Source organism: Acidobacteriota bacterium, from assembly GCA_009838525.1.
Taxonomy (GTDB): domain Bacteria; phylum Acidobacteriota; class Vicinamibacteria; order Vicinamibacterales; family UBA8438; genus VXRJ01.
On sequence record VXRJ01000038.1, the window covers coordinates 79,679 to 94,812 of the forward strand.

Annotated in this window: 14 protein-coding genes; 8 read left to right on the forward strand and 6 right to left on the reverse strand. The window is 68.2% G+C overall.

Annotated features, from left to right (window positions below; genetic code table 11):
• Positions 1-95: 95 nt before the first annotated feature.
• Positions 96-344 (forward strand): CopG family transcriptional regulator, encoded by a 249-nt coding sequence (locus F4Y45_17885; GenBank protein ID MXY26376.1) that lies wholly within the window; start codon positions 96-98, stop codon positions 342-344.
• Positions 322-786 (forward strand): PIN domain-containing protein, encoded by a 465-nt coding sequence (locus tag F4Y45_17890; GenBank protein MXY26377.1) that lies wholly within the window; start codon positions 322-324, stop codon positions 784-786. Before F4Y45_17885 ends, F4Y45_17890 begins: the two co-directional genes overlap by 23 nt.
• 48 nt (positions 787-834) lie before the next feature.
• Here F4Y45_17890 and F4Y45_17895 read toward each other — a convergent pair whose 3' ends face one another.
• Positions 835-2,853 (reverse strand): hypothetical protein, encoded by a 2,019-nt coding sequence (locus F4Y45_17895; GenBank protein MXY26378.1) that lies wholly within the window; start codon positions 2,851-2,853, stop codon positions 835-837.
• Here F4Y45_17895 and F4Y45_17900 point away from each other — a divergent pair.
• Entirely contained in the window at positions 2,828-3,589 is a 762-nt protein-coding gene (locus F4Y45_17900; GenBank protein MXY26379.1) for a hypothetical protein, read from the forward strand. The two genes, F4Y45_17895 and F4Y45_17900, sit on opposite strands and share 26 nt — an antisense overlap.
• A 43-nt stretch (positions 3,590-3,632) precedes the next feature.
• Here the strand turns inward: F4Y45_17900 and F4Y45_17905 are convergent, their stop codons facing one another.
• Entirely contained in the window at positions 3,633-5,561 is a 1,929-nt protein-coding gene (locus F4Y45_17905) for a hypothetical protein (GenBank protein MXY26380.1), read from the reverse strand.
• A gap of 185 nt (positions 5,562-5,746) precedes the next feature.
• Between F4Y45_17905 and F4Y45_17910 the strand changes: the two genes are divergently transcribed.
• The 4 genes from F4Y45_17910 to F4Y45_17925 all read left to right on the forward strand — a co-directional run bounded on the left by F4Y45_17910 (position 5,747) and on the right by F4Y45_17925 (position 9,323).
• Positions 5,747-6,244: a heme-binding protein gene (locus F4Y45_17910; GenBank protein MXY26381.1), complete on the forward strand. Its 498-nt coding sequence runs from the start codon at positions 5,747-5,749 to the stop codon at positions 6,242-6,244.
• Positions 6,245-6,332: 88 nt separating this feature from the next.
• Positions 6,333-7,271 carry an alpha/beta hydrolase gene (locus F4Y45_17915; protein MXY26382.1) on the forward strand — a complete coding sequence of 313 codons (939 nt, stop codon included), beginning with the start codon at positions 6,333-6,335 and terminating at the stop codon, positions 7,269-7,271.
• Positions 7,268-8,953 carry a PDZ domain-containing protein gene (locus tag F4Y45_17920; protein MXY26383.1) on the forward strand — a complete coding sequence of 562 codons (1,686 nt, stop codon included), beginning with the start codon at positions 7,268-7,270 and terminating at the stop codon, positions 8,951-8,953. Before F4Y45_17915 ends, F4Y45_17920 begins: the two co-directional genes overlap by 4 nt.
• Complete coding sequence (locus tag F4Y45_17925) at positions 8,859-9,323, forward strand: DUF2007 domain-containing protein (protein ID MXY26384.1); 465 nt, start codon at positions 8,859-8,861, stop codon at positions 9,321-9,323. Before F4Y45_17920 ends, F4Y45_17925 begins: the two co-directional genes overlap by 95 nt.
• 62 nt (positions 9,324-9,385) lie before the next feature.
• On the opposite strand, the gene F4Y45_17930 is transcribed toward F4Y45_17925, so the two are convergent.
• Entirely contained in the window at positions 9,386-10,426 is a 1,041-nt protein-coding gene (locus F4Y45_17930) for a calcium/sodium antiporter (protein ID MXY26385.1), read from the reverse strand.
• Positions 10,365-11,051, reverse strand: coding sequence for a hypothetical protein (locus F4Y45_17935; GenBank protein ID MXY26386.1), 687 nt, complete (start codon positions 11,049-11,051; stop codon positions 10,365-10,367). Before F4Y45_17935 ends, F4Y45_17930 begins: the two co-directional genes overlap by 62 nt.
• 98 nt (positions 11,052-11,149) lie before the next feature.
• Between F4Y45_17935 and larE the strand changes: the two genes are divergently transcribed.
• Positions 11,150-12,064, forward strand: coding sequence for an ATP-dependent sacrificial sulfur transferase LarE (gene larE / locus F4Y45_17940; protein MXY26387.1), 915 nt, complete (start codon positions 11,150-11,152; stop codon positions 12,062-12,064).
• A 7-nt stretch (positions 12,065-12,071) separates the two neighbouring features.
• Here larE and F4Y45_17945 read toward each other — a convergent pair whose 3' ends face one another.
• Complete coding sequence (locus tag F4Y45_17945) at positions 12,072-13,691, reverse strand: insulinase family protein (protein MXY26388.1); 1,620 nt, start codon at positions 13,689-13,691, stop codon at positions 12,072-12,074.
• Entirely contained in the window at positions 13,688-15,055 is a 1,368-nt protein-coding gene (locus F4Y45_17950) for an insulinase family protein (GenBank protein MXY26389.1), read from the reverse strand. Before F4Y45_17950 ends, F4Y45_17945 begins: the two co-directional genes overlap by 4 nt.
• Positions 15,056-15,134: the final 79 nt, after the last annotated feature.

Genomic DNA, 15,134 nt, shown 5'->3' on the forward strand with positions numbered 1-15,134 from the left:
CGCTCACCCCGCGCACCTGGAGGCATCGCCGCGTCGCTGAGGCTGCTGGGTTGGTATCTCTTGGCACGAGCTTCGTGTTACACTGTTTTCGTGTCATGAAGAACGTCACGGTGACCCTGCCGGAAGATGTCGCGCTCTGGCTCAGGATCCAGGCGGCCAAGCATGACCGCAGTGTCTCCAGCTGGCTGGCCGACCTGCTTGAAGGGATGAGGCGTCAGGAAGACGAGTACGACGTGGCGATGGAGCGCTTCCTGACGAGAGCGAGACAGCCGCGCACGCTCAAGCGACCCGGCGACCGCTACCCGACACGGGACGAACTCCATGACCGCACCGGTCTTCGTTGACACCAACGTCTTCGTCTACCAGCACGACGACTCGGAGCCGGACAAGAAGCCCCGCGCCGATGACTGGATCGCGCTTCTCGTGCGCCACCGTGCCGGTCGGCTGAGCTTCCAGGTGTTGCAGGAGCTCTATGTAACGCTCACCCGCAAGCTGAAACCGGGCACACCCGCGGCGGAAGCTCAACTGATTGTCCGCGACCTCTACCTGTGGGAACCGGTCACCATCGATCGCGCCATCCTCGAGCGGGGCTGGCACTTGCAGGAGCGACACGCGCTGTCATGGTGGGACGCACTCATCGTGGCTGCCGCGCAATGGTCGGAGTGCCGTGTGCTTCTCAGCGAGGACATGCAGCACGGCCAGGTCTTCGGCTCCCTCCAGGTGATCGATCCGTTTGAGTCGCCGGACCGATCGCCGGCGGACATTCTCACCTTGCCGGATCGCTGACCACAGATACGGCTCCCAGCGTCCGGCCGGTTTACCGCACGGCCCGGGCTACCAGGCCGGCAGTTCCGGCGCCGCGATCCCGGTCGGGCTGAACTCGAGGGGTTCGCCGCTCTCGGAGGCGAGCACGCTCACGAGGAACGGATAGATGGCTTCCATCCGGAATTCCGTCGTCGCGGCCGCATCCCACGGCGCGTCCGCCCCTGGCGTAAAGCCGGCCCACGCCAGCGGTTCGGGAAGCGCGGCAACGTCGGTGACGACGTGCAGGGCGACGTCATTGTCGCCCCTGCCTCCGGCGATGAACGGCGGTTGGTGATCGCCAAGAATCAGCGCGATGAACCCCGGTTCGATCCGGTTCCGGAACGTGTCGAGCAGCAGTTCCCATTCGTAGGCCACGGTTACGAAGAAGTCGCGCTTCTGACCCTGCGGAACGGTCAGCGCCAGTTCGACGTAGTCCGGCCGGGTCTCGAGAAAGGCCGGTTGCGGCTTTGCCAGGTCTGCGACGTCCTCCGTAATGCGCGGTGGCGCCTCCCAGGCATAGTGGGTGGCGGTGGCGACGAAGTGAAAGAGCCGGGGACGCGGGTGCCGGCTCCAGTAGTTGTTGAATGCGTAATCGAGCGCCCACTGATCCGGCACGTGGCCGAATCCGTAGTCGAAAGCGTCGTAAGAGAAATCTTCCCGGATGATCACGTCGTCGTAGCCGTACAAGTCCTCGTTCCATGTCGCGCCCGGCTGAACGGACAGTGTGTAGTAGCCGTGCCGCTCCAGATAGGCGATCAGGTGGGGGTACCGGTGCGCGATGCGCTTCCAGGCCCAGTACGTCGAGTGGTTCTCGATGCGGATCCCGCTCAGCGCCGACGCCGTGCTCATCCACGATCCGCCGCCATAGACCGGCGACGTAACGAAGCGCGTGAATGTGGGCAGTTCAAGTTCGTCCAGCCCGTCCTGCACGCGACGCATCAGGCCCTGTCTCGCGGAGCGGTAGTCGTCGTCCGCCCACAGCGCCGCGCCGTACGACTCGATCGAGAACAGATAGACGTCGGGTTGTCGCACGGGAGCGGTGTCGTCGAGGCGGGCCGCGTCCGGCACGACGCTGCCGCTCAGCGCGTCAACGGTTTCCAGTACCGCCTGTGACCGCTGCAGGTTGAAAACTGCGTGTTTCGCCTGAAGCTGGACGAGCGGATCGTCCCGCTCCACCCCGAACCACGTGAGCGACAGCAGGCAGTACGCGTTGACGAGCACCCAGCCCGCCGCCACGTGCCGTGGTGGAAGGGTAGCTCCCCAGTGCCACGCCGCCTGGAGATAGCGCGCGACGAGCAGGCCCAGTCCGGTTGCCGCGGCCAGCAGGACGGCGGCATACAGGAAGTCCGTCAACCCCCAGGCGTCGCGCACGACAATCCAGGCGCTTTCGAGCATGAGGACATCGTCGAGCAACGTGCCGGGTCGGTCGAACAGGTAGTGGACAAAGCCGCTGTACGCCATGAACGCCAGGAGCCCCGCGTACGCGATTCCCGCGAGCGGTACCACCGCCCTGCGCCAGTTGCTCGCGAACCGGCTCACGAGAACGAGCGACGACACGATGAATACCCAGTCCGCGCTCACTCGGAAGATGTCCTTGTTGTGGCGTCGGACGAAGAGCTGCATGACGTACTCGTAGGTGCTGCGCCCGATGCCGGGCCATCCCCAGTCGTAGTCGCCCCGAGGATGTCCCAGGGGGAAAAAGGGCCAGAAGTTGTTTTCCTGGGAAAGGAGGAGATAGATCGGGACGAACAGCAGCAGATTGAACGCTGCGAACCCCGCCGCAAGGTAAGCGCCGGTAGGGAGTGACCGCGGGTCCAGCCACGCCGGAACCCGGAGCGTCAGGCGGACTTCAGGAATGATGGGCCTCCCGAGGGTGCAGCGTCGGACGGGGCCGACGCACTTCCGATGATCATAGACCGGCGAGGCGCGGCGAGCGGGGAACGCGCTGATCGCAAGGAGGATCGAGTTGGACGATAATGGGAGACGCCCAGTGTCTGTCCGGACGTCAACGGAGGTGGGACAGATGACACGTATTCTCGCCGTCGTCACCGGGTGGTCGGTCCTGGCGTGCGCGACGGCCGCCGCCCAGCCGCCAGCGACCACTGCCTCCGATTCTGCTCCGCCTTCCGTTCAGGCCGGTCCCCCTGATGCCCCGACAGCGCCCGTCACCGGACCGCTACGCTTCGAGGTCGGCCCGAAGTTCCTGACGGGGATTCCGGTAGGCACTTTCGGCGACCGGGTAGGCACTAGCCCGGGCGCTGCCGTCGACGTGACGGCCAGGGTCGGGCAGACTCCCTTCTTCGTGGGCGTGGCCGTCGACTACCTGCTCTACGGCACGGAGACTCGCCGCCTGGCGTTTACACCGTCCGTACCCGAGGTGCTGACCGACGTCGACACCACGAACAACGTCTTCCGGACGCACGCGATCGTGCGTGTCCGTCCGTCCGGCGGCCGGGTCAGGCCGTACGCCGAGGGCCTCCTCGGGTTCAGCTACGTGTTCACGCGAACGTCGATCGACCTGGGCTACGACAGTGGCGCGGCCACCACGCATCTCGGCGATTTCGCGCCGAGCGCCGGCGCGGGCGGCGGAGTCACGATCGAACTGCTCTCGCGACCCGAGGGCCGCCTGGGTCTCGACATCGGGTTGCGGTATCTCACGAGTGGAAACGTCGACTACCTGACGCGGGGGGATCTCCAGCGCAACGAGACCGGCGTGACATTCGAGCCGACGCGTTCGCCGGCCAGCCTGTTGGGGCTGCAGATCGGGATCGCGGTTGATTTCTAGCCGCCCGTGAGCGCGTGGCCCGGGGAAGCCAGTCGACGGGCTGCTAGTTGCTTCCCGCGGCCCGCGCCCGCTCGACGATGGCCTCCGCGTCATCCGGTAGCAGCAGCCGGCTCTCCACGAGCGCCCGGGCCGCCGCGGAAACGGCATCCACGTAAGCCGCGTGATCGGCGTACCGCGCTTCGAGCGACGGTCGTGGATCGCCCGCCGTCTCCCGGTCCGCTTCGGTGGCCGCGAACGGGATGAACGAGCCGGTCCCGCCGCACTGCGCCCCTTCCGCGAACCCGTCGCGCCGCAGGTTCCAGCCGGTGAAGGTTCCGACCGGCGCGGCCAGGCTGGGGTGTCGCACGCCGTCCACCATGTTGCCGTCCGCGTCGACGCGTCCGACGAGCACGGTGTAGGCGTCGCCGTACATCGGCGGCAGTGAGCGGTGGTCCGCCAGTCGTAGCGGATTGTAGGACCCGGAGTAGGTTACCCCGGGGATCTCGGGAAATCCGAGGCCGTCCGCCGGCACCAGGCCGCCGCCGCGAAGGGTTGGGAACTGGCTCGGCGGCGGCTCGACCCCGTTAGCCACCCACTCGTACAGGGCCACGCTCAGGGCGGCCCGAGTCTGCGCCATGGCCAGGGGATTGCTCAGGTTCTGGCACATTCCGCGGCTCGGCGGACGGGTGTGGACGCCCGGCCCGCCGCCGTGCTGGGTGCCGGACAGCAGATAGACGCGGACGTTATCGGGCAGTTCGATGTGATTGCCCTTCGGGTCCGTGACGATCAGCGACGCGCGCGCCTGCCACAGTTCGGCCTCACCATCGCTGTGCACGATCCTGGGACAGGTGTTCGAGGCGCGGCACCGCTCCTGGAGGCCGTCCGTCCGTCCGCTCAGCGGATCGGTCAGCGTGGCGTAGGTAAAGGGGAACTGATCGCCGGGGTACACGTGGTCTTCGTGCTGTTTCTGCCAGCGCCCGGGCTGACCGAACGGATAGTTGGTGAACGTCTTGCGCGATCCGGCGATGTTCGGGTGGATCCCGTCGAAGACGATCCGGCCCGAGACGTCCTCGTTGAACCCCTGGTAGAGGAAGTCCCGCAGCATCCGGCCGCTCTGGGAGATGCCGAGCGAGAGGGTGGTCGTCGCCAGCCCGCTCTCCGGGCCGAGGGGGTTCGCGTTGCCTGCCGCGTCGGCGGTCTCGTAGCGGAGGAACGAGATGGCGTCGCGCATCGCGACGAATCCGAGCCCGAGCACCAACGGGTCCTTCGCCTGGTAGATGAATTCGTAGATCGCCCCGCCGTCGAAGCCGGCCGGGCGTTCGATCGCGATTTCCCGGTCGCTGACGTAGCGCCACCGCAGGTCCGGCGGCGCCTCGCGCTTGCCGTTCTGCATCGCGCGGACCGAGAGCATCCCGCCGGCGGAGTCGAGTGAGGCGGCCGGATAGGTCAGCCGGCCCGACGACCGGGTCTCCCCATCGTTGAAGATGAACTCCTCGAGGGCCGGCCCGGCGATCGGCGAGCCGTCGGGTTCCGTCGCGACCGGCAGGTAGGCAACGATGTTGGAGTCGGTCGGTGTCAGGTCGCCCTGCCATCCCACCCGGACAAAGGCGAACCCGCGCTCCAGCAGCGCCGGTTCGGCTGCGCCCGCGCCGCCCCGGTTCGAGACGGTGTGGAAGATCGCCCGGTTCCACCGGCTCATGTCGACCGGGCGGTAGATCTCCACCGTGGCGCGATACGCCACGCGGCCCGCCGCGTTGCGCGGTGCGCGATCGAGGTTGACGATGTGCAGGTGCCGCCGGTCGGCGGGGTCGACCTCGCCCGCAACGATGCCCCGGAGCAGCTCGTACTGGCCGACGTCGCCAAAGCGCCGGCCGTCGAGGGCCGGCGACTCGACCACCGCCAGGTCGAATTCGGTGATCTGCGCCAGCCCGGGCGACGCCGCGAACAGGGCGATGGCTGCCGCAAGGAAGAATGTGCGAAATCGTCTATCCATGGCGTCTCCGGAAAGTGGCCATGATAGCCCGCCCGGGGGGGCGTTACAGCTATAATTGGCCCAGCCCGCCATGGCCCGGCCAGTTCGTGAAGAGCCGGCCGACTCGTGACGGGTCTGGCTAGTGCCGAGCCGCACGCACGATGTGCCGCGCTCGCGACGTACCGCGTTAACCTGGGAGGTTGATCATGTTCGTTCGATGTCTGCTCGCCGCCGTCACCGTTGTCGCTCTGACCGTTGCGCTCGCCCCGGGAGCCGAGGCGGCGGAAGATCGGCCAATCCTGACTGCTTCAGCCGCCATGAAGATGGTGCACGGCTGCCTCGCCAGGGCGGAGGCGGAAGGATGGCTGATGCATATCGCGATCATGGACAATCACGGCAACCTGAAGGCCTACCACCGGATGGACGATGCGCAGTTCCTGTCGCAGGAGATTGCGATGGGAAAGGCGCGCAGTTCCGCCGTCAGCCCGCGCTCGACGAAGCAGTGGGGCGATATGGCGTTTGCGGGCGGCAACCCCGGCGCGGCGGCGTTCGTCCCCGGCATCATCTACTTTGAGGGCGGCCTGCCGATCATGACGGCTGACGGCTATCACGTCGGCGGCATCGGGGTCAGCGGCGACACCGGCGCGAACGACGCGATCTGTGGGCAGGCGGGCATCGACGCCGCCGCGGAAGACCTGCAGTAGAGTTGACGGCGCGCCCCGGCGGGCGTGGGATCGGCGCTAGCTGTTCTATACTCTGCGGACAATCCGTCCGCAGAGAAAGGGAAGGGCCATGACCAGTCGATCTCTCGTCGTCGCCTGCGTGCTTGCCGTCGTCGCCCTGGCGGGAGCGCCATCCGACGCGGACGCCCAGCTCGGGCAGACCGAAACCTGGGCATCTCACGTTTCCAACGAGTACCGGGTGGTGCCGAACGTGACGTACCACGTCGCGAACGGCTTCGAGAACCGCGTCGATCTCTACCTCCCGCGCAACAGCCCGGGCCCGTCGCCGGTCCTGATGTACATCCATGGCGGCGGCTGGGTGGGCGGCAGCAAGGAGGCGAACGTGCTCCGGCTGCTTCCCTGGCTCGAGATGGGCTGGGCGGTGGTCAACGTGCAGTACCGCCTCGGCCGGGTCTCGCGCGCGCCGGCTGCCGTGGAGGACTGCCTCTGCGCCCTCCACTGGGTGAAGGCGAACGCTGACGACTACGGCTTCGACGCCAACCGCATCGTCGTCACCGGCAACTCGGCCGGCGGACACCTGGCGCTCACCACCGGGATGATTCCCGGTTCATCGGGTCTCGACCTGGAGTGCCAGCCGCGCGGCGAACTCGGCGTGGCCGCCATCATCAACTGGTATGGCATCACCGACGTGGGCGACCTCCTGGCCGGCGCCAACGAGAAGTCGTACGCCGTGCGCTGGATGGGAAGCCTCGCCGACCGGATGGACGTGGCGGAACGGGTTTCGCCGCTCTCCTATGTCCGTTCCGGCCTTCCGCCAACGCTGACGATCCACGGGGACGCCGACGGGATCGTTCCGCACCAGCATGCGGTTCGGCTGCACGAGGCACTGTCGGGCGCCGGCGTCTCGAACGAGCTGCATACCGTTCCGGGCGGCGGGCACGGCGGATTCAGCCGTGACGAGACTATCGCCATCTTCGAGACGATCCATCGCTTCCTGGGCCAGCATGGCCTGGGTGGCGCGCAGGCAACGACTGAAGGCCAGCCGTGACCCGGGTGACGCGCGTCGCGGTTGCGACGCGCGTGCGGCCTGCGCTCACTGTCGGGCGCGCCGGCGCCAGGCTTCTGGCGCTGGTCACCGGCGCGGCGGCAGTGTTCTGGCTGGCTGCCGTTCCCGTCGCGCTGGCCGGACAGTCGTCGAACGACAATGAGGCCCTGGACGCCGCGGTAGAGCGGTTCTGGGCGTCAGCGACCGACGCGGAGTTCGCTGCCGCGTCGTCCGGCATCTTTGCCCTCGATCCGGACATCGAGTCGGTCTGGCCCCGCCTCCGCGCCGGCCGCACCTACCGCGACGATGTCCCGACCGGCCGGCAACTGCTGGCCCGCGCCAACCGCGATGGGGTGGAGCACCCGTACATCGTCCGCGTGCCGGACAGCTACGACCCGGCGGTCCGCTACCCGCTGGTCGTCTACCTCCATGGAGGTGTGTCACGGCCGAAGCGGGACGACGGAAGCTGGTGGCGCCGGGAGGAGCGCCTGGCGCGCGACGACGCCATCGTCGTGGCGCCGCTCTCATGGGCGGAGTCGCTCTGGTGGGAGGGGAGCCAGGTCGAGAACCTGATCGGCGTCGTGCACGACCTGAAGCGGACCTACAACATCGACGAGAACCGGGTCCATATGATCGGCGTCTCGGACGGGGCGACGGGCGGCTACTACCAGGCGATGACGGCGACCACGCCATGGGCCGGCTTCATCCTGCTGATTGGCCATCCGGTAGTTCTCGCCAACCCCGCCTCCGAGGTGGATGCGGACCTGCACGTCACGAACCTCCGCAACAAGCCGCTCTTCGTCGTCAACGGCGGCCGCGACCGCCTCTATCCGGCGGCGACGGTCATTCCCTTCATGCGGCTTTTTCAGGATGCGGGAGTTTTTCTGGACTTCCGCGCCCGGCCAGAGGCAGGCCACAACACCGACTGGTGGGACGACGAGGCGGAGGCCATGACGGCGTTCATGGCCGAGCAGACGCGCCGCTCGCTGCCGCCACGGGTCTCCTGGGAGACGGGCTCGACGGACCGTTTCAACCGGGCCCACTGGCTGGTGATCGACGAGCTGGGCGGGGTAGACGGGGAGCCGGAACTCGACCCGTACAACACGATCCTGGATCCGAACCAGGGGATGCAGCTCGGCATCAACATGATCGGCGAGTTGCAGGACGGCACTGGCCTGCGCGTCCTGGAGGTGGGCGAGGATTCCATCGCGTCGGCCGGCGGGATGGTGGACAACGACACCATCGTCGCCGTCGACGGCCAGTTCAACCCGTCGGTCGACGACCTGAAGGAGGCGCTCATCGGCTTCGCGCCAGGGCAGCGGATCCCTCTCGTCATCGAGCGGTCGGGGGAGCGGCTCGACGTCGCGCTGGTCTATCCCGCCGATGCCGCTCCGCAGGGCCGGCAGGCGTTCCCGAGACGCAACCCGGCCGGCCGCGTCGAGCTGGATCAGCGCGGTAACCGGGTCAACGTCTACACCCGCGGCGTTCGCCGCTTCACCCTGCTGCTGTCGCCCGAGCAGTTCGACTTCACGCAGCCGATCATGGTCAGCGTCAATGGCGTGACCGCGTTCGACGGCATGGTCGAGCCGGATGTGGAGGCCCTGCTGCGCTGGGCCGCCATCGATCAGGATCGGACCGCCATGTTCGGCGCCGAGTTGCCGATCGACGTGCCGCCGGCGCCGTAGTCTCGGGGGGGGCGCGCACACCGGATCCTGGATGTCGGACCTCCGGAAGATCTACGTCGCCGATGATCAGGGCGACGCCCACCTGCTGCGCGGTCTGCTCGAGCGCGAGGGGATTGACGTCGTGATTCGCGGCGCCGACTTCGTGCCGCTCCAGGGCGGAACCCTCTTCGGCATGGAGACCCGTCCCTCGCTCTGGGTGCTCGCGGACGATGCGGTGCTCTACGCCCGCGCCGTCGAGATCGCCGAGGAGTACGCCGCCTCCAAGGGCGCGCCCGCCCCCACGGAGGCTGAGACGTGGCGTTGCCGCAGGTGCGGCGAGGAGATAGAAGCGCAGTTCACCGCGTGCTGGAGCTGCGGGGCGGAACGCTAGCTCTGGCCGGTGCGCCGGCCTCCAGGCCGGCAAGAACGGTGCGCCGTGTCTGGCGCGCGGCCTCAGCCGGCCGGAATCGACACCATCCCGAGCGCGATGCCGACGCCTATGCCGACCGCGTAGAGCGTGTAGAGGGAGAGCAGCACGATTCCCGCCGGCCGCCGAACGACGCCGTACTTCAGCACCACGGCGATCACCGTCAGGAAAAAGAGCGCCATCCAGGGCAGGCCGTAGCGCTGACTGAAGAGGTCGAGGTTGAGCGGCTCGATCGCGCCCGACATGCCGACGATCAGGAACAGGTTCAGGACATTCGCGCCGATGATGTTGCCGAGCGACAGGTCGGGCACGCCCTTGCGGGCCGCCGTCACGCCCGTGACCAGCTCAGGCACCGACGTGCCTATCGCGATGACCGTGAAGCCGATCACCGACGACGGAATGCCCGCCGCCAACGCAAGGTTCTGCCCGGAGGTAACAAGGAAGTAGCTGCCGGCGAGGACGCACCCGCCACCGATCGAGAACCAGCCGACAGCCCCGGACAGCCCCGCCCGGTCCTCGGCCGTGGCTTCCGACGCCCCGCCGTTGCGCTGCGACCGCAGGATGCCGAGCAGGTCCCAGCCGAGGTAGCCGAATGCTCCGGCCAGCAACAGGCCGCCGAAGACCCGTTCCATCGACAGGTCCCAGGAGAAAGCGATCACCAGCAGACCGCCCGACACCATCCACGTCGCCCGCCGGATGAAGTCGGATCGGTCGACGTCGACCGGCATGATCAGCGCCACCGCGCCGACAATCAGGCCGATGTTGCAGATGCAGGAGCCGACGGCGTTTCCGAGAGCCATTCCCGGATCGCCGCGCAACGCGGCGGTCGCCGATACGACCAGCTCCGGCGCCGTGGTCGCCAGGCTTACGAGGGTGCCGCCGATGACGATCCGCGGAACCCTGAGCGCCTTGCCGATCTTGATGCTCGAATCGACGAAAAGGTCGCCTCCCTTGGCGACCAGCGCAAACCCGACAGCGATGAGCAGGAGGTCAATCAGCATGGAACTAGATGCCGAGCACCAGCACCGCGGCGCCGCTGGCGGCAACGACCAGGCCGGCGGCCACATCCGCGTGGCGTTGAAGCAGACCGATCCCGCCCCGTCCCGGCCCGACGAGTGGCGCGGCGGCGAGCCAGCGGGCGCCGGAGTAGCCCGCCGCCACCGCGGCCAGCATCACCGCCACCGTGAGCAGGCCGAACACCGCCACGACGGCCAGCAGCGCGGCCCAGTCAGCGGCCATTCCGGGGACCATCATCAGCGGGATCAGCGGCTCGCAGGGACCGAGGAGGAAGACGACGAACAAAGCGCCCGGCGTGACCTGGCCGTCCGCGCCGGCGTGCCGGTGAGCGCCGCCCACGCCCCGGAAGCGGCGCCAGACGGCCCATGCCGCGTAAGCCAGGCCGAAACCGATCAGCAGGGCGGCGGCCAACTCGCCGCGCGCCGACTCGATCCACAGCAGGCGGTCGGTCGCCACGCCCAGGCCGACGCCGAACGCGCCGATGACGACCGAAGAAGCGACATGCCCGGCGCCGCATAGCGCGGTGATCGTGAGGGTCCGGCCGAGCGTCCAGCCCCGGGCGCGGGCCAGTGCCACGAACGGCAGCGAATGATCGATGCCGAGCAGGGTGTGGAGAATCGCCAGCGACGCGGCAGTGCCGAGCAGCAGCGTCGTGGTCTGAATCGGTTCGGGCATGGTAGAGCCGTGCGGTGGATTCCCGGGCCGGGAGCTTGGCGCCGGCGCGTCCGACATGGCGCGCGGCCGCCGCAAACGTGAAACGCTACACTATTTTCATGGCGCTGGTTGAGAATGCGGTACCCCGAGACACCTCCCGGAACGCCGGTCAGACCGCCGGTGCGGGTGCCGATTGGTGCGCCGGTCTCCAGACCGGCACCCTCGACGATCGCGTTGCCAGCCTCCGGCGGCTTCTGCGCGAGTTGAACCGTGTCGTCGTCTGCTTCTCCGGCGGCGTCGACTCCGGCTACCTGCTCGCCGAAGCGGTCGGCGTGCTGGGTGACCGGGCGGTTGCACTTACGGCCGTTTCCCCCAGCCTCGCCCCGGAGGAAGGCGCCGCCGCCCGCGAGCTGGCTGAGCAGCTCGGCGCGCGCCACCTGCTGATCGAGACGGCGGAGGTGGACGACCCCCGGTACGCGGCCAACCCCGTGAATCGCTGCTACTTCTGCAAAACCGAGGTGTACGGCCACGCGGTGGAGGAAGCGCAACGCCTGGGCATCCCCCGTGTCATCGACGGATTTAATGTCGACGACCGGGGCGACGTCCGTCCGGGGCGCCGCGCCGCGCAGGAGCTGGGCGTCCGCTCTCCTCTCGACGAGACCGGTTTCACCAAGGCGGATATCCGTGAGGCGGCACGGCGGATCGGCCTGCCGGTCTGGGACAAACCGGCCCTCGCGTGTCTGTCCAGCCGCTTTCCGTACGGAACGGAGATAACGCCCGAGCGCCTGACGCGCGTCGCCGAATGCGAACGCGTGCTGCGCGAGCACGGGTTCCGCGTTTGCCGGGTGCGCTACTTCGGCGAGCTGGCGCGCGTCGAGGTGGCGCCCGAAGAGGTGGCAAGACTCACCGAAGACGCGGCCCTGCTGCGCGACGTCACGGCCGGGTTCCGCGCCGCCGGGTTCGCGCGGGTGGAAGTCGACCCTGACGGCTACCGCTCCGGCGCCATGAACGAGCTACTGCAGTTGGCCCGCTAGTCTGGCGTCAGAGCGCGCCGACGGTGCGGAACATCTCGTCGACGGGAACGATGCGTGTGCGCTCCGTCGTGAACGGCAGCTCGAAGACCTCGATTTCGGCGTCCTCGGCGCGGATTGCCTCGGTCACGTCGGCGTTGTAGGTCGGAGGCGACGGCGTGTTCGAGAGCACGGCGTCCCGGAACGTCTCGGCGTCACGCGTGACGACGGCAACGGCCAGGTTGTCCGCCTGCAGGTGGCGGCTGATGGCGCCGTTGACGTCCTCCAGGGTCAGCGCCGGTAGTCGCGCGGCGATTTCCTCGATGAAGTCGCCGATGCCGTAGGCGGCGGAGTCCATCCGGTAGCCGAGCCGCCGGCCGGTGGTCTGGACGTAGAGGCGTGAGTAGTTCAGCAGGAACTCCCGCGTCGCCTCGAAGTCTTCCTGGCTGAGCCCGTCGTCCACCAGGCGGCGTAGCTCGCGAATCGCCTGGCGGAGCGCGAAGTGTGCGTTGTGGTGCGGCACGGGGCGGATCCAGATGCTGAAGAACTGGCGGCTGCGCGGGATGTTCGGGACCGGCAGGCGCGAGCCGCCGTCCTGGATGAAGTTCTCGATGTAGGAATAGTCGCCGTAGTTCAGCCCGCGAGCGCCGCGCATCACGTTCATCAACAGGCCGTTGAACGTCCGGTGCTCGCCGAAGTAGGAGTTCGCCACCATCAGCGCGAAGAAGTCGTCATCGGCGCGCGTGATGTCGATCGGAAAGCCGATCGATATGGCGGTGGCGATGGCCTCCTTCTCGACGATGAGTAGCTCGTAGCCGTTCGGGGTGGCGGGTGCGGCGATGGCCGCGCGCGGCCCCTCTCCCACCGGCAGTGCGTCGAGAATCTCCTCCCGCACGCGATCGGCAAACCCGTCGGGATAGCCGCCGCCGATGCCGACCAGCGCCCGGTCACGGGTGTAGTGCGACGCATGAAACGCGCGAACGTCATCAAGGGTGAGTGAGCCGAGCCCTTCCTCGGTGCCGATGGAGGGCGCCTCGTAGGCGTGCCCGGCATGCATCAGGGCGTTCAGCGCCTGTTTTCCCAGTTCCTCGTCGTTGCTGCCGCGGAGGCCGGCGGTGACGCTGTTCACGAGGAAGTCGCGGTTCCGGTCGAAGTCGGCCTGATCGAAGCGCGGGGCCGTCGCGAGGTCGCGCACGATGGCAAAGAACGGCTCCAGGTGATCGACGTGCACTTCACCGACGAGCACGGTCATTTCCTTGTCGGACTGCGCGCGGATGGCCGCGGACCAGGGGTACAGCGCCTCGGTGATTTCCTCGAAGGTCATCGACGAGGTGCCGCCGCGGCCGATCATGAGCGCGGTGAGGGCATTCAGCCCGTTCTTGCCGGGCGGGTCGTCCACCGAGCCGGTCTGGAACCCGATCCGGAAGGTGACGAGGGGCGAGTTCGCCACCGGCAGCTCGACGATGGCGGGGTCGCCGCCGGTGGAGTCGCTGCCGCTACCGGGGTCCGACGGACCGCACGCGGCAAGGGCGCCGGTCAGGAAGAGCGCCGCGACGATCGCCAGCGCCGGATGCCGGTCTGGAGACCGGCGCACCGGCCGGCGCACCGGCCGGCGTAGCATATGCTGCCGTGCCGTCCGGGCCGCGGTCACGGCCGTTCCTCCTGCGTCATGACGACGACAGTGCGGTTCGTCGGGGCGAAGTACTCGGTCGCCACCTGCTGCACGTCCTCCGCCGTCACCGCGTCGTAGAGCCGGTAGACGCGGTTGACGGTTTCCGGATCCTCCGTCAACTGCAGGTAATGCCCCAGCGTCCGGGCGATGCCGCCGGGGTTGTTGAGCCCCATCGCGAAGCCGTAGCGCATGTGCGACTTGGTCGCCGCGAGCACGTCCGCGTCGACCGGCTCGGTCTTCATCCGTTCGATCTCGGCGATGATCGCGTCGCGGACGAAATCGATCCGTTCGGGGTCCGTGATCCGCGCGATGATCGTGAACAGCGGCGGATCACGGCTGTCGAGCGCGCTCCCCTGGACGACGTCGACCACCTGCTCCTCCAGGTAGAGCTTCCGGAAGAGGGGAGAGGTCTCCGAGAAGAGCAACTGCGACAGGACGTCGAGGGCCGGCATGTCGATCCGCTCGTCCGAGAAGGCGGGCGCGTGGTAGCCCATCATCAGCCACGGCAACGTCGGGTTGGGCCAGGTGAGGCGGTCCTCGCGCGCCTCGGTCTGCGTCGGCTCCTGCGGAATCTCCGGCACGAAGCTGCCCCGCTCCCAGCCGCCGTAGTACTGCTGCACCAGCCGCACCAGCTCCGCCGTGTCGACGTCCCCCACGACCACGATGATGCAGTGCTCCGGCCGGTAGTACCGGTCGTAGAACTGCAGGCTGTAGTCGTAGTGGTTCGGCATGTTCCGGATGTCCTCCAGCAGGCCGATCGTCGTGTGCTTGTAGGGATGCGTCGTGTAGGCGAGGTCGAGGAGCCGCTCCCGCAGCAGGGCCACCGGGTTGGAGAAGTTGAGGTTGTACTCGCCCATGATGGCGCCCGCCTCGGTCCGGAAGTCCTCCTCGGTGTAGCGCAGGTTCATGAAGCGGTCCGACTCGAGATCGATGATGGTCTCGAGCGCGTCGGCCGCCGCGACGTAGTGGTAGGCCGTCCAGTCGCTCGTCGTGAAGGCGTTCGAGTCGGCCCCCATCACCTTCACCGCCTCGTTGTAGGCGGCGGTCGGATACTTCTCCGTGCCGCGGAACATCATGTGCTCGAAGAAGTGGGCGTAGCCGGAGAAGCCCGGCTCCACCTCGTTCCGCGAGCCGGTCCGGACCACCGTGTAGTAGGCGATGACGCCGGGGCTGTCGTAGTCGACGGCCACCACCTTCAGGCCGTTGTCCAACTCGAAGGTGGTGACCGGGAACGGAAATACGTCGCCGCGATCCTGACCGGCGGCCGGCGGCGCGGAAAGGACGGCCGCCAGAGCGACGGCCGCCGCCGCGGCGAGCACGCGCGCGCTCCGTCTGATCCCCATCACCTGCTCCCTCCGTGCGCTGCGCGTTCCGGAAATGCCGGCCTGGAGGCCGGCGGACCAAGCTCCGTGCGCGCGCGGC

Coding starts and splice junctions, on each gene's coding strand:
- F4Y45_17890 (MXY26377.1), top strand. CDS start 322: ATGACCGCACCGGTCTTCGTTGACACCAACGTCTTCGTCTACCAGCAC.
- F4Y45_17905 (MXY26380.1), bottom strand. CDS start 5,561: ATGGATAGACGATTTCGCACATTCTTCCTTGCGGCAGCCATCGCCCTG.
- F4Y45_17925 (MXY26384.1), top strand. CDS start 8,859: ATGTGGAGGCCCTGCTGCGCTGGGCCGCCATCGATCAGGATCGGACCG.
- F4Y45_17910 (MXY26381.1), top strand. CDS start 5,747: ATGTTCGTTCGATGTCTGCTCGCCGCCGTCACCGTTGTCGCTCTGACC.
- F4Y45_17885 (MXY26376.1), top strand. CDS start 96: ATGAAGAACGTCACGGTGACCCTGCCGGAAGATGTCGCGCTCTGGCTC.
- larE (MXY26387.1), top strand. CDS start 11,150: ATGGCGCTGGTTGAGAATGCGGTACCCCGAGACACCTCCCGGAACGCC.
- F4Y45_17900 (MXY26379.1), top strand. CDS start 2,828: ATGACACGTATTCTCGCCGTCGTCACCGGGTGGTCGGTCCTGGCGTGC.
- F4Y45_17935 (MXY26386.1), bottom strand. CDS start 11,051: ATGCCCGAACCGATTCAGACCACGACGCTGCTGCTCGGCACTGCCGCG.
- F4Y45_17930 (MXY26385.1), bottom strand. CDS start 10,426: ATGTGGCCGCCGGCCTGGTCGTTGCCGCCAGCGGCGCCGCGGTGCTGG.
- F4Y45_17950 (MXY26389.1), bottom strand. CDS start 15,055: ATGGGGATCAGACGGAGCGCGCGCGTGCTCGCCGCGGCGGCGGCCGTC.
- F4Y45_17915 (MXY26382.1), top strand. CDS start 6,333: ATGACCAGTCGATCTCTCGTCGTCGCCTGCGTGCTTGCCGTCGTCGCC.